The sequence below is a fragment of the Micromonospora sp. LHW51205 genome (assembly GCF_003315815.1).
Classification (GTDB): Bacteria; Actinomycetota; Actinomycetes; order Mycobacteriales; family Micromonosporaceae; genus Micromonospora; species Micromonospora chalcea.
The window spans coordinates 146,695-159,657 of record NZ_QMEZ01000010.1 but is presented as its reverse complement, the minus strand read 5'-3'; the positions used below and the strand labels follow the sequence as shown (position 1 = coordinate 159,657).

Annotated in this window: 10 protein-coding genes; 6 read left to right on the top strand and 4 right to left on the bottom strand. The window is 72.2% G+C overall.

The annotated features are described in order from the left end of the window. Positions 1–35 precede the first annotated feature (35 nt). Positions 36–812 (bottom strand): M23 family metallopeptidase, encoded by a 777-nt coding sequence (locus DQE82_RS27770; protein WP_043328805.1) that lies wholly within the window; start codon positions 810–812, stop codon positions 36–38. Positions 813–1,048: 236 nt separating this feature from the next. Between DQE82_RS27770 and DQE82_RS27765 the strand changes: the two genes are divergently transcribed. The 5 genes from DQE82_RS27765 (at position 1,049) to DQE82_RS27745 (ending at position 7,293) form a co-directional block, all read left to right on the top strand. Further along, on the top strand, positions 1,049–2,389 hold the full coding sequence (locus DQE82_RS27765; protein WP_064447780.1) for an ABC transporter substrate-binding protein: 1,341 nt from the start codon (positions 1,049–1,051) through the stop codon (positions 2,387–2,389). A gap of 72 nt (positions 2,390–2,461) precedes the next feature. Beyond that, positions 2,462–3,508, top strand: a complete 1,047-nt coding sequence (locus tag DQE82_RS27760) for a carbohydrate ABC transporter permease (protein ID WP_030502266.1) — start codon at positions 2,462–2,464, stop codon at positions 3,506–3,508. A 1-nt stretch (position 3,509) separates the two neighbouring features. Beyond that, on the top strand, positions 3,510–4,469 hold the full coding sequence (locus DQE82_RS27755) for a carbohydrate ABC transporter permease (protein ID WP_043328804.1): 960 nt from the start codon (positions 3,510–3,512) through the stop codon (positions 4,467–4,469). 62 nt (positions 4,470–4,531) lie between these two features. Then, positions 4,532–5,602, top strand: a complete 1,071-nt coding sequence (locus DQE82_RS27750) for a LacI family DNA-binding transcriptional regulator (RefSeq protein WP_113974649.1) — start codon at positions 4,532–4,534, stop codon at positions 5,600–5,602. Between the two features lie 44 nt (positions 5,603–5,646). Beyond that, positions 5,647–7,293 (top strand): alpha-amylase family glycosyl hydrolase, encoded by a 1,647-nt coding sequence (locus tag DQE82_RS27745; RefSeq protein ID WP_113974668.1) that lies wholly within the window; start codon positions 5,647–5,649, stop codon positions 7,291–7,293. 58 nt (positions 7,294–7,351) lie between these two features. On the opposite strand, the gene DQE82_RS27740 is transcribed toward DQE82_RS27745, so the two are convergent. The 3 genes from DQE82_RS27740 to xylA form a co-directional block, all read right to left on the bottom strand. Beyond that, positions 7,352–8,782, bottom strand: a complete 1,431-nt coding sequence (locus DQE82_RS27740) for an MFS transporter (RefSeq protein WP_043328800.1) — start codon at positions 8,780–8,782, stop codon at positions 7,352–7,354. Between the two features lie 109 nt (positions 8,783–8,891). Continuing rightward, entirely contained in the window at positions 8,892–10,346 is a 1,455-nt protein-coding gene (gene xylB / locus DQE82_RS27735) for a xylulokinase (RefSeq protein ID WP_113974648.1), read from the bottom strand. A gap of 11 nt (positions 10,347–10,357) precedes the next feature. Continuing rightward, positions 10,358–11,545 (bottom strand): xylose isomerase, encoded by a 1,188-nt coding sequence (gene xylA / locus DQE82_RS27730; RefSeq protein ID WP_113974647.1) that lies wholly within the window; start codon positions 11,543–11,545, stop codon positions 10,358–10,360. A 52-nt stretch (positions 11,546–11,597) separates the two neighbouring features. Between xylA and DQE82_RS27725 the strand changes: the two genes are divergently transcribed. Then, entirely contained in the window at positions 11,598–12,857 is a 1,260-nt protein-coding gene (locus DQE82_RS27725) for an ROK family protein (RefSeq protein ID WP_113974646.1), read from the top strand. The last annotated feature ends 106 nt before the right edge of the window (positions 12,858–12,963 follow it).

The following is a 12,963-nucleotide window of genomic DNA, read 5'->3' as shown; positions in this document are numbered from 1 at the left end:
GGCGCGAGGGCCGGTCGCCCCCGCGCCCGCCGGGCTCAGCAGCGGGGTACGCCGGGGATGTAGCCGTCGTAGCCGGTGTAGACGTAGGCGTCGGAGATGAACCGGCCGGAGCCGATCCGGTCCCAGATCGAGCTGGTGCCGTAGGTGCCGCTGACGCTGGTGCCGCTGGTCTGGCACTGGATGGTCACCTTCGCCCCGTCGGCGACCGTGCCGACCGAGCTGTAGCCGGTGCCGGGGCCGGAGCGGACCGTCAGCGGGGAGCCGGCCGTGTTCACGGTGCCCTGGCCGGTGTTCGTCCCGCCGCAGCCGTTGTCGCTGGTGTAGGTCTTGGTGCCCCAGTAGAGCGCCTGGACGCCGTTGAACTTGATCTTCACCGAGCTGCCGTCGATGCGCTGCTCGTAGTGCAGGTGCGGGCCGGTGGAGCCGCCGGTCGTGCCGACGTACCCGATCACCCGGCCGTAGCCGACGGTCTGCCCGACGGAGACGTTGAAGGCGCTCAGGTGGGCGTAGTAGGTGGTGTGGCCGCCGCCGTGGTTGATCCGGACGTACTTGCCGTAGCTGGTGTCGCCGAGGTTGGTGACCACGTCGACGGTGCCGGGCGCGCTGGCGACGACCGGGTCGCCGGCGTCGTCGGTGCGGTTGAAGTCGATGGCGTTCGCCGGGCTGTGGTTGGTCCGGGTCTGACCGGACCAGGACTGGTTGCAGGGGAACGGGACCTTGAACGTCGGCGCGGCCATCGCCGGCGCGGCCGGCACGAGGGTCGCCGCCAGGACCGTCGCGCTCGCCCCGAGGGCGAGCCATCGCTTACGCATCCACTGCCTCCAATGTTGAAAGTCTTCAATTTGATGCGGACATCCTGACAGAAAGTTCCGTTCCCGGGAAGATTCGTGGGAGCGCACCCAAGCCCCTGGCCAGGGTTTCGGGATTGTTACCGGGCCGTGTCCGGTTAGGGGTGGACCCGACACGATGCAAGCGCTTACATGTGAGGACGACCATCGGACCGGCGCGGGTTCGATCCCCCCACGCGCCGGCAAGGAAGGAGATCGGCATGGCGTTTGCCAGATCGCGCCAGACGCTCGCGGTCGCCGGCGTCCTGGGGCTGGCGCTCGGTGTCGCCGCCTGCGGCACCGGCGATGACAAGAAGAGCGACAAGGCCGGATCGGCCGAATGCGCCGCATACGAGAAGTACGAAGGTCACGACGGCAAGAAGGTGACCATCTACTCCTCCATCCGGGAGATCGAGGCCGACCGCCTCAACGAGTCCTGGAAGCAGTTCGAGGACTGCACCGGCATCGAGATCGACCACGAGGGCAACGCCGAGTTCGAGGCGCAGCTCCCGGTCCGGGTCGACGGCGGCAACGCCCCCGACCTCGCCTTCATCCCGCAGCCGGGCCTGCTGAAGCGCTTCGTCGACTCGGGCAAGCTCAAGCCGGTCGGCGCCGACACCAAGGCGATGGCCGAGCAGAACTACTCCCCCGACTGGCTGAAGTACAGCACCGTCAACGGCCAGCTCTACGGCGCCCCGCTCGGCTCGAACGTGAAGTCCTTCGTGTGGTACTCGCCGAAGACCTTCAAGGAGAAGGGCTGGACCGTCCCCACCACGTGGGACGACCTGATCAAGCTCTCCGACCAGATCGCGGCCAGCGGCACCAAGCCGTGGTGCGCCGGCATCGAGTCCGGTGACGCCACCGGCTGGCCGGCCACCGACTGGATCGAGGACGTGCTGCTGCGTACCGGCGGCCCGGAGGTCTACGACAAGTGGACCACCCACCAGATCCCGTTCAACGACCCGCAGGTGGCTGACGCGCTCAACCGGGCCGGCACCATCCTGAAGAACGAGAAGTACATGAACGGCGGCTTCGGCGGCGTCAAGAGCATCTCCACCACCGCCTTCCAGGAGGGCGGCACGCCGATCACCACCGGCAAGTGCGCGATGCACCGCCAGGCGTCCTTCTACGCCAACCAGTGGCCCGAGGGCACCAAGGTGGCCGAGGACGGCGACGTCTTCGCGTTCTACTTCCCGGCCATCGACCCGGCCAAGGGCAAGCCGGTGCTGGGTGGCGGCGAGTTCGTCGGCGCGTTCGCCGACCGTCCCGAGGTCCAGGCGGTGCAGACCTACCTGGCCTCCGGCGAGTACGCCAACAGCCGCGCCAAGATCGGTGACTGGGTGTCCGCGAACAAGAAGCTGGACATCAACAACGTGCCGAACCCGGTGGACAAGCTCTCCGTGGGCATCCTCCAGGACGAGAAGACGGTCTTCCGCTTCGACGGCTCGGACCTGATGCCGGCCGCGGTCGGCGCCGGCACCTTCTGGAAGGGCATGGTGGCCTGGATCAACGGCAAGGACACCAACTCCGTCCTGAACGACATCGAGGGCAGCTGGAAGTGATCTAGCAGGTGGCCCGGTCCGGTTCCCCCGGACCGGGCCACCTCTGCTAGCCGAACCCTTGAAGGAGGGTCGATGGAGTTCGACTTCGCGGCGGAGCAGCCGAAGTTCCTCATGCTGATGTACGGGCTGATCGCCTTCGTCGCGGTGGTGGGGGGACTGCTCCTGCTCCTCGACGTGGTGCCGTCGTACTTCGCCCGGCGCCGGGAGGCGCAACTGGTCGCCGCCTCGGTGAGCGGCACGCCGCTGCCCCGCCGGCCCAAGCAGCGCGAGGGCGCGTTCGCGTTCTTCTTCCTGTTGCCGACGCTGCTGCTGCTCGCCGTCGGACTGGTGGTGCCGGCCATCCGCACCACGCTGCTCTCCTTCATGGACTCCAGCAGCAGCAACTGGGTGGGACTGGACAACTACCGCTGGATGTTCGCCGAGGACTCGATCGTCCGGGTCCTGGTCAACACGCTGATCTGGGTGCTGCTGGTGCCGCTGGTGGCCACCGCGTTCGGCCTGATCTACGCGGTCCTGGTGGACAAGGCACGGTTCGAGGCGGTCGCCAAGTCCCTGATCTTCCTGCCGATGGCGATCTCGTTCGTCGGCGCCTCCATCATCTGGCGCTTCGTCTACGCCTACCGGGGCGAGGGCGACCAGATCGGCCTGCTCAACCAGATCGTGGTGAGCCTCGGCGGAGAACCGAAGCAGTGGCTGCTGGACTCGCCGCTGAACACGTTCCTGCTCATCGTGATCATGGTGTGGATCCAGGCCGGTTTCGCCATGGTGGTGCTCTCCGCCGCGATCAAGGCCATCCCGGCCGACATCGTCGAGGCGGCCCGGCTCGACGGCACCACCGCGTGGCAGATGTTCTGGCGGATCACCATTCCGAGCATCCGGCCGGCGCTGATCGTCGTGGTGGTGACGATCTCCATCGCCACGCTCAAGGTCTTCGACATCGTCCGCACCGCCACCAACGGCAACTACGACACGAACGTGATCGCGACCGAGATGTACAACCAGGCGTTCCGCTACCAGGAGAACGGGCAGGGCTCGGCGCTGGCGGTGTTCCTGTTCGTCCTGGTGATCCCGATCGTGATCTACCAGATCCGCAACCTGCGCAAGCAGCGGGAGGGCTGAGATGACCACCACCACGCCCACCGTCGGAGTCGGCGCCCAGGCCACCGAACCGGCCACCCGGGGCGCCCGGGTGCGCAAGCGTCTGAACAGCCGTACCGCCACGCTCGTGTCGGTCGTGATCGCGATGCTCTGGACGATCCCGACCTTCGGCCTGTTCATCTCCTCGCTCCGGCCGGAGAACGAGATCAAGACCACCGGGTGGTGGACGTTCTTCAGCGACCCGCAGATCACGCTGGAGAACTACCAGGAGGTGCTGTTCAGCTCCGGCTCGTCCGGGCAGCTGGCCAGCTACTTCATCAACTCGCTGGCGATCACCATCCCCTCGGTGCTCTTCCCGCTCGCGTTCGCGTCGCTCGCGGCGTACGCGCTGGCATGGATGAACTTCAAGGGGCGGGACTGGGTCTACATCGGCATCTTCGCACTGCAGATCGTGCCGCTGCAGATGGCCCTGGTGCCGCTGCTGCGGTTCTTCTCCACCGGCGTCACGATCGCCGGGGTGCAGATCCTGCCCGCGTGGGACCTGGTCGACGAGCAGAAGTTCGCCCAGGTGTGGTTCGCGCACACCTGTTTCGCGCTTCCGTTCGCCGTGTTCCTGCTGCACAACTTCATCTCGCAGCTTCCCGGCGACCTGATGGAGGCGGCCCGGGTCGACGGGGCCACCCACCCGAAGATCTTCCGCACCATCGTGCTGCCGCTGATCATGCCCGCGCTGGCGGCGTTCGGCATCTTCCAGTTCCTCTGGGTCTGGAACGACCTGCTGGTCGCGCTGATCTTCGCCGGTGGCGGCGACGAGACCGCCCCGCTGACGGTCCGGCTCGCGGAACTGGCCGGCACCCGGGGCAACGAGTGGCAGCGGCTGACGGCCGGCGCGTTCGTGTCGATCGTCGTACCGCTGATCGTGTTCCTGTCCCTCCAGCGCTTCTTCGTGCGAGGCCTGCTCGCCGGCAGCGTCAAGGGTTGATCCGCGCCCCGCCGCCGGCACGGCCGGCGGCGGGGCCCGGGTCACGGCGGGGAGCCCACACGATGACCAGAATTGACGACGTCGCCCGCCTGGCCGGAGTCTCCACGGCCACCGTCTCCCGGGCGCTGCGCGGCCTGCCGACGGTCTCGGCCGCTACCCGCCGCCGGGTGCTCGCCGCCGCCGAACAACTCCAGTACGCGGTGTCCCCGAGCGCCAGCCGGCTGGCCGGCGGCCGGACCGGCACGGTCGCGGTGGTCGTTCCCCGGATCACCAGGTGGTTCTTCGGCACAGTGGTCGAGGCGGTCGAGGAGTTCCTCCAGGACAGCGGCTACGACCTGCTGCTCTACAACCTCGGCGGCCGGGAGCACACCCGCCAGCGGGTGCTGCGCACGGCAAGCCTGCACAAGCGCGTGGACGCGATCATCCTGGTCGCCACCCCGCTGCGCGCGGCGGACGTGCACGCGCTGACGAACCTGGACCTGCCCGGCGTGACGATCAGCTCCGGCAGCGAGGTGCCCGGGTGGCCCTGCGTCCGGATCGACGACGTGGCCGCCGCCCGGACCGCCACCCGCCACCTGCTCGACCTCGGCCACACCCGGATCGCGCACATCTCCGGCGACCCGGACGACGAACTGGCCTTCACCACCCACCTGGACCGGCGGCGCGGCTACCAGGAGGCGTTGCGGGCCGCCGGGCTGCGGCCCGACCCGAGCCTCGACGTCGAGTCGCGATTCACCATCGACGGGGGCACCCGGGCCACCGCCGAACTGCTGGCCCGGGGCGAGCCGCCGACAGCCATCTTCGCCGCCTGCGACGAGATGGCGATGGGCGCGATCACCGCGCTGCGCGACGCCGGGCTACGGGTGCCGCAGGACGTGAGCGTGATCGGCATCGACGACCACGACCTCGCCGGTGTGCTCGGGCTCTCCACGATCGCCCAGCCCGCCGCCGACCAGGGACTGCTCGCCGCCCGCATCCTGCTCGACCCGCTCGGCGTACGGGCCACCGAGCCGTACCCCGGCCTGGTGCCCGCGCCGCGCGGCGCCGGCACCGACGACGGGACGCCACCCCCGGTGATCCTCCCCACTCGCTTGGTGGTGCGCGAATCGACAGCGCCGCCGCGGGCACACTGAACCAACTTGCTCGTCCCCCGCACCACCCAGACAGGAGTAAGGCGCTGAACACCGACGCGACGCAGCAGGCCCCGGGCACCGGCTGGTGGACCGAGGCGGTGATCTACCAGGTCTACCCGCGCTCGTTCGCCGACTCCGACGGCGACGGCATCGGCGACCTGCCGGGCATCACCTCCCGGCTCGACCACCTCGCCGAGCTGGGAGTCGACGCGCTCTGGCTGTCCCCGTTCTATCCGTCCCCGCAGGCCGACGCCGGCTACGACGTGGCCGACTACCGCGACGTCGACCCGCTGTTCGGCACGCTCGCCGACGCCGACAAGCTGATCGCCGAGGCGAAGGCCCGCGGGCTGCGCGTGATCGTCGACCTGGTGCCCAACCACACCTCGTCCGCGCACCGCTGGTTCGAAGCGGCGGTGGCGGCCGCGCCGGGCAGCCCGGAGCGGCAGCGCTACGTCTTCCGCGACGGCAAGGGCCCGGACGGCGCCGAGCCGCCGAACGACTGGGTGAGCGTCTTCGGCGGCCCCGCCTGGACGCGGCTGCCCGACGGGCAGTGGTACCTGCACCTGTTCGACTCCGGCCAGCCCGACCTCAACTGGGACAACCCGGAGGTGCGCGCGGAGTTCCTCGACGTGCTGCGCTTCTGGCTGGACCGGGGCGTGGACGGCTTCCGGGTCGACGTGGCGCACGGCCTGATCAAGCAGGCCGACCTGGCCGACTGGCAGGAGCCGCAGGAGATCCTCTCCGGCAGCGAGGTGGACAAGCCGCGCCCGCCGATGTGGGACCAGGACGGCGTGCACGAGATCTACCGGGAGTGGCGGCGGGTCCTCGACTCGTACCCCGGTGAGCGGATCCTGGTCGCCGAGGCGTGGGTGGAGCCGGCCGAGCGGCTGGCCCGGTACGTGCGCCCGGACGAGATGCACCAGGCGTTCAACTTCGAGTACCTGCTGGCCGCCTGGACCGCGCCGGCCCAGTACGCGGTGATCACCCGCTCGCTGGAGGCCACCGACTCCGTCGGCGCGCCCACCACCTGGGTCCTGTCCAACCACGACGTGGTCCGGCACGCCTCCCGGCTGGGGCTCGGCACCGCCGGTGGCCGGGCCAACGGCGTCGGCGTGGACGACCCGCAGCCGGACGCCGCGCTGGGTCTGCGCCGGGCCCGGGCAGCCAGCCTGCTGATGCTCGCGCTGCCCGGCTCCGCCTACCTCTACCAGGGCGAGGAACTGGGGCTGCCGGAGCACACCACGCTGCCCGACGAGGCCCGCCAGGACCCGACCTGGGCGCGCAGCGGGCACACCGAGCGCGGCCGGGACGGCTGCCGGGTGCCGATCCCGTGGGAGGCCGACGCCCCGTCGTACGGCTTCGGGCCGACCGACGCGAGCTGGCTGCCCCAGCCGTCGACCTGGGCCGAGTACGCGCTGGACCGGCAGCGCGGCGTGCCCGGGTCGACGTACGAGCTGTACCGGACCGCGCTGCGGCTGCGCCGCGAGCACGCGCTGGCCCGGGGCCCGCTGCGGTTCCTGTCCTCCGGCGACGAGGTGCTCACGTTCACCAACGGCGACCTTACCGTGCTGACGAACTTCGGCGCCGACCCGGCGCCGCTGCCGGCCGGCGCGCAGGTGCTGGTGTCGAGCGCGCCGCTGGACGACGCCACGGTCCCGACGGACGTCACCGTCTGGTTCCGGGTGGTGTAAGGAAGGGCCCCTTGTTAACGCCTCCGGTATAGGAAGGGCCCCTTATTAACACTCACCGTTAAGAAGGGGCCCTTCCTTCCAGGCGGTCGGCGCGGGCGTGCAGCAGGTCGTGCACCTGCGCTATGTCCCGCGGCGACGTACGCGCGGCCAGCCAGTACATGATCCCGGTCGGGATGAAGAAGAGCTGGAACGCGGCCAGCCCGACCGCGTAGTTCAACGGCGGCGGGAAGGCCGTACGCAGCGCGGCGAACACCACCCCGACCAGCCCGTTGCCGGCCGCCCGCCCGACGCCGTTGACGAGGTTGCCCAGGCTGTAGACGGTGCCCCGATGCTCGGGCGGGTTGACGTCGGCGATCAGCGCGAACCAGTTCGGCGAGTTCGCCGACGTCAGCGCCAGCGCCACCACGGCGGTGAGCAGGCTCAGCCCCACCGTCGGCTCGGTCAGCACGCTGGACAGCACCGCCGTCACCACCGCGCCCGCCCCGGCGCCGTCGGGCACGTCGATGCGGATCGGCACGAAGAACAGGACCAGGTAGAACGGCAGCGCCGCGAGGATGCCGACGGCCGCGACGGTGGCCCGGCCGCTGGGCGTACGCCGTTGCAGCGCGTCGCCGACCAGGCCGCCCACGATCGAGAACACCCCGCCGAGCTGGAACAGGGTGGCGAAGACGCTGCCCACCACCACGGCCGTCGCCGGCGAGTAGCCCTGCGCCTCGGCCCGCTGGCTGAACAGCACCGGCAGCCAGACCAGCGAGCCGAACGCGGCCTGGGCGGTCAGCCCCTGCAGGATCAGCCAGCGGTTGGTCCGGCGGGCCAGGATCCGGGGCAGGTCGGCGCGGCTGATCCGGTAGTCGTACTCGTTCCCGGCGTCGATCGCCCCGGCCAGCTCCGGTTCGCTCTGCCCGCGCCGGATGTCGTAGGTGAACAGGTACGCCACCGTGGCGGCCAGACCCACGCCGGTCAGCAGCAGGAACGGCCGCCGCCAGTCGGTCGCCCCGAGCACGCCGCCGAGCAGCGTCCCGGCCAGCGTGCCGACGCCCTGGGACAGCCCCCAGAAGCTCATCACCAGGCCGCGGCGGCGCGGTGAGATCAGGTCGGTGACCACGGAGAAGCCGACCGAGCCCACCGCGCCCAGCCCGACCGCGCCGACGAACTGCGCGGCCAGGAACGTCGCGTACCCTCCGGCGAGCGCGCTGCCGGCGGTGCCGGCGGCCCAGAGCAGCGTGCCGACCATGAGCAGCGGCTTGCGGTTGGTGCGGTCCCCCACGTACGCCCAGCCCACCGCCGCCACCGCGCTGACCAGGAAGCTGACGGCGGTGACCAGGCCGAGCATCCGCTGGGGTACGTCGAGGGCGGTGGAGATCGGCCCGTACAGCGGCGGCACCAGGCCGATCGCCACGTTGTCCAGCGAGGCGAGCACCACGAAGACGACGACGCTGTAGAACCGGTGTGCCGCGTTCCCGCGCCGGGAGACCTTCGTGCCCGTCATGCAGGGCAGCCAATCAGGTGCGGGCCGGTTCCGGGACACCGCCCCCGGCCGACGCGCATGTTAAGAAGGGGCCCCTCCTCTACCGCAGGCGTTAAGAAGGGGCCCTTCCTTACCCCCGGGCGTGGGCGTAGCGCTCGCGGATGGCGGGGACCGCCTCGCCGGTGTACTCCTCGGTGTCGCCGACCGACCAGGTGGGCGGGGTGTCGCCACCCAGCGCGACCCAGGCGGCCTGCCGGGCCGCGCCGTCGGCCACGTACTCGCCGGGCGGCGGCACCACCACCGGGCGGCCGAAGACCTGCGGCGCGATCCGCCGTACCGCGGCGGACCGGGCGCCGCCCCCGACCAGGATGATCCGGTCGGCGCGGGCGCCCTGGGCGAGCAGCGCGTCGAGACCGTCGGCCAGCCCGCAGAGCATCCCCTCGACCGCGGCCCGGGCCAGGTGCGCCGGGGTCGAGGTGCGCAGTGTCAGGCCCTTCAGCTCGCCGGTGGCGTGCGGTCGGTCCGGCGTCCGCTCCCCCTCCAGGTACGGCACCAGGACCAGCCCGTCGGCGCCGGGCGGCGCGGACAGGGCCAGCTCACCGAGCGTGTCGAGGTCGACGCCGAGCAGGGTCGCGGTGGCGTCGAGCACCCGGGCCGCGTTGAGCGTGCACACCAGCGGCAGGAACCGGCCGGTGGCGTCGGCGAACCCGGCCACCGCGCCGCTCGGGTCGGCGGCCGGGTTGTCCGCGACCGCGAAGACGGTGCCGGAGGTGCCGATCGAGACGACCACGTCGCCCGGACCGGCGCCGACACCGAGCGCCGCGGCGGCGTTGTCCCCGGTGCCCGGCCCGAGGAGCACCGGGGAGGCGGCACCGGTTCCCGGGGTCCCGGCCGTACCGGACGCCGCGCCGTCGCCGAGCACCGCCGGGTCGAGGTGCCCGGCCGCCTCGGCCGGGCCGAGCACGACCGGCACCGTCACGCGCCGGCCGAAGGCCCGCTCCAGCAGGTCCAGCCGGTATTCGCCGGTGCGCGGCGACCAGTAGCCGGTGCCGCTGGCGTCGCCTCGGTCGGTGCGCAGCGCGTCCAGGCCGGGCGCGCCGGCGAGCCGCCAGGTGAGCCAGTCGTGCGGCAGGCACACGGCGGCCACCCGGTCGGCGTGGTCCGGCTCGTGCCGGGCCAGCCAGCGCAGCTTCGTCGCGGTGAAGCTGGCCACCGGCACCGCGCCGGTCGCCTCGGCCCAGAACCGGCGGCCGGTCTCCCCGCCGCCGGCCTCCTCGACCAGGTCCCGGGCCGCGTCGGCGGACCGGGTGTCGTTCCACAGCAGCGCCGGCCGGACCACCTCACCGGAGGCGTCCAGGCAGACCATGCCGTGCTGCTGGCCGCCGACCGAGACGGCTGCCACGTCGGCCAGGCCGCCGGCCTCGGCCACCGCCGCCCGCAGGGCCTCCCACCAGGCGTACGGGTCGACCTCGGTGCCGGGCGGGTGCGGCGCGCGGCCCTGCCGGACCAGCGCGCCGGTCTCCGCGTCCCGGACCACCACCTTGCAGGACTGGGTCGACGAGTCGACCCCCGCGACGAGCGGCATGGCGGCCCGCCTCAGCGCGCGCCGAGCACGTGCTCGACGGCGAGCTGGTTGAGCCGGACGAAGCCGAAGCCCTTCGCCCCGGCGGCCTCCGGGTCGAACTCCTCGAACGCGGTGCGGTCGGCGAGCAGCTCGCGGTAGCCCTCACCGGGGTTCAGCGTCGGGCTGGCCAGCTCGGCCACGCGGGCGGCGGCGAGCGCCTCGACCACCTCCGGGTCGGCGCGGAACGCCGCGGCCCGCTCCTTGAGCAGCAGGTACGTGCGCATGTTCGCCTCGGCGGAGGCCCACACGCCGGCGATGTCCTCGGTGCGGGACGGCTTGTAGTCGAAGTGGCGCGGGCCGTCGTAGGCCGGGCCGCCGTTCGGGCCGCCGTGCTCCAGCAGGTCGACCAGGGCGAACGCGTTGAGCAGGTCGCCGTGGCCGAAGACCAGGTCCTGGTCGTACTTGATGCCGCGCTGGCCGTTGAGGTCGATGTGGAACAGCTTGCCCTGCCAGAGCGCCTGGGCGATGCCGTGGGCGAAGTTCAGCCCGGCCATCTGCTCGTGCCCGACCTCCGGGTTCAGCCCGACCATCTCCGGGCGGGCCAGGGTGGAGATGAAGCCGAGCGCGTGGCCGACGGTGGGCAGCAGGATGTCGCCCCGGGGCTCGTTCGGCTTCGGCTCCAGCGCGAAGCGCAGGTCGTAGCCGTTGTCGACGACGTACTCGCAGAGCAGGTCGACCGCTTCGCGGTAGCGGTCCAGCGCGGCCTGGACGTCCTTCGCGACGTCGTACTCGGCGCCCTCCCGGCCGCCCCACATGACGAACGTCTTCGCGCCCATCTCGGCGGCCAGGTCGATGTTGCGCAGCACCTTGCGCAGCGCGTACCGCCGCACGTCGCGGTCGTTGCTGGTGAAGCCGCCATCCTTGAACACCGGGTGGTTGAACAGGTTGGTGGTGACCATCGGCACGACCAGGCCGGTCTCGTCGAGCGCCTTGCGGAAGCGGCTGAGCCGGGCGTCGCGGGTGGCGGCGTCCGCGCCGAACGGGACCAGGTCGTCGTCGTGGAAGGTGATGCCGTACGCGCCCAGCTCGGCGAGCCGGTGCACGGCCTCGACGGCGTCCAGCTCGGGACGGGTCGCGTCGCCGAACGGGTCACGGGCCGGCCAGCCCACCGTCCAGAGGCCGAAGGAGAACTTGTCCGCGGGGGTGGGACGGGGTGCCATGGCAGACCTCCAGTGGTGGTGTCGTCCGCGATTTGTTCAGCGGTTGAATTAAATGGCGGCGATGTGGCAGTGTCAAGAGGTGACAAGCGCCAGAACGGCCGGGGCGGTCCGGCAGGGCAGCCTGCGCGAGTTGAACCTCGCAGTGGTGCTCCGGCGGATCGCCGCCGCCGACCGGCCGCCCTCGCGGGCCGGGATCGCCGCCGACACCGGCCTGACCCGGGCCACCGTCTCCGCCGTGGTCGACGACCTGATCGCCGGCCGGCTGGTCGCCGAGGCGGAGCCGGAGCCGCGTACCGGTGCGGGCCGGCCGGCCCGGGGGCTGGTGCTCGCCTCCGACGGCCCGGCCGGGCTCGGCCTGGAGGTGAACGTCGACTACCTGGCGGCCTGCGTCGTCGACCTGACCGGCACGGTCCGGCACCACCTGGTCCGCCGCGCCGACCTGCGCCCGGTCTCCCCCGCCGACGCGCTCGCCCGGCTCGCCGCGCTGGCCGCCGAGGCGCGCGCCGCCGCCGTACGCGACGGACTGACCCTGGCCGGCGCGGCGCTCGCCGTGCCCGGCCTGGTCGGCGACGGCGGCCTGGTCCGGCTCGCGCCGAACCTCGGCTGGCGGGACGTGGACGTGCCGGCGCTGCTGGCCGGTCATTCGCTGGCCGAGCCGGTCGACGGGGTGCCACCGCTCGTGGTCGACAACGAGGCCAACCTGGCGGCGCTCGGCGAGCTGTACGCGCGACCGGCCGGGCCCCGCAGCTTCCTGCACATCACCGGCGAGATCGGCATCGGCGCCGGAATCGTGCTGGACGGCTCGCTCTACCGGGGCGCGCGCGGCTGGAGCGGAGAGATCGGTCACTTCCCGGTCCAGCCGCAGGGGCGGCCGTGCCGCTGCGGCGGCCAGGGCTGTCTGGAGCGGTACGCGGGCCAGGAGGCGATCCTGGCCGCCGCCGGGCTGCCCGGCGCGGAACTGCCCGCCGACACCGCCGCCACCCGGCTCGCCGACCTGGCCGACGCCGGTGACCCGGCCACGCTGACCGCCCTGGCCGACGCCGGCGCCGCCCTCGGGGTCGCCGTGGCGGGCGTGGTGAACCTGCTGGACCTGGACACGGTGGTGCTCGGCGGCGGATACGCCCCGCTCGCCCCCTGGCTGCGGCCGCCTGTGGTGGCGGAGATCTCCCGGCGGGTGCTGACCGCCGCCTGGGCACCGGTCGAGGTACGCCCGGCCGTGCTCGGGGCGCAGTCCGCGGCGGTCGGCGGAGCCGGCTCGGTGGTCCGCCGGATCGTCGACCGGCCGGTGGGCTGGCTGGCCCGCAGCGCCTGATCCGGCCGTTCCTGGACGGGCATTACGTGCCCGCGCTCGGTACGCTTGCCGCCAGGCAACCTGTCCGCCGAGCGAGGAGTGCACCGACAGCATGCGCAGGGGTCGA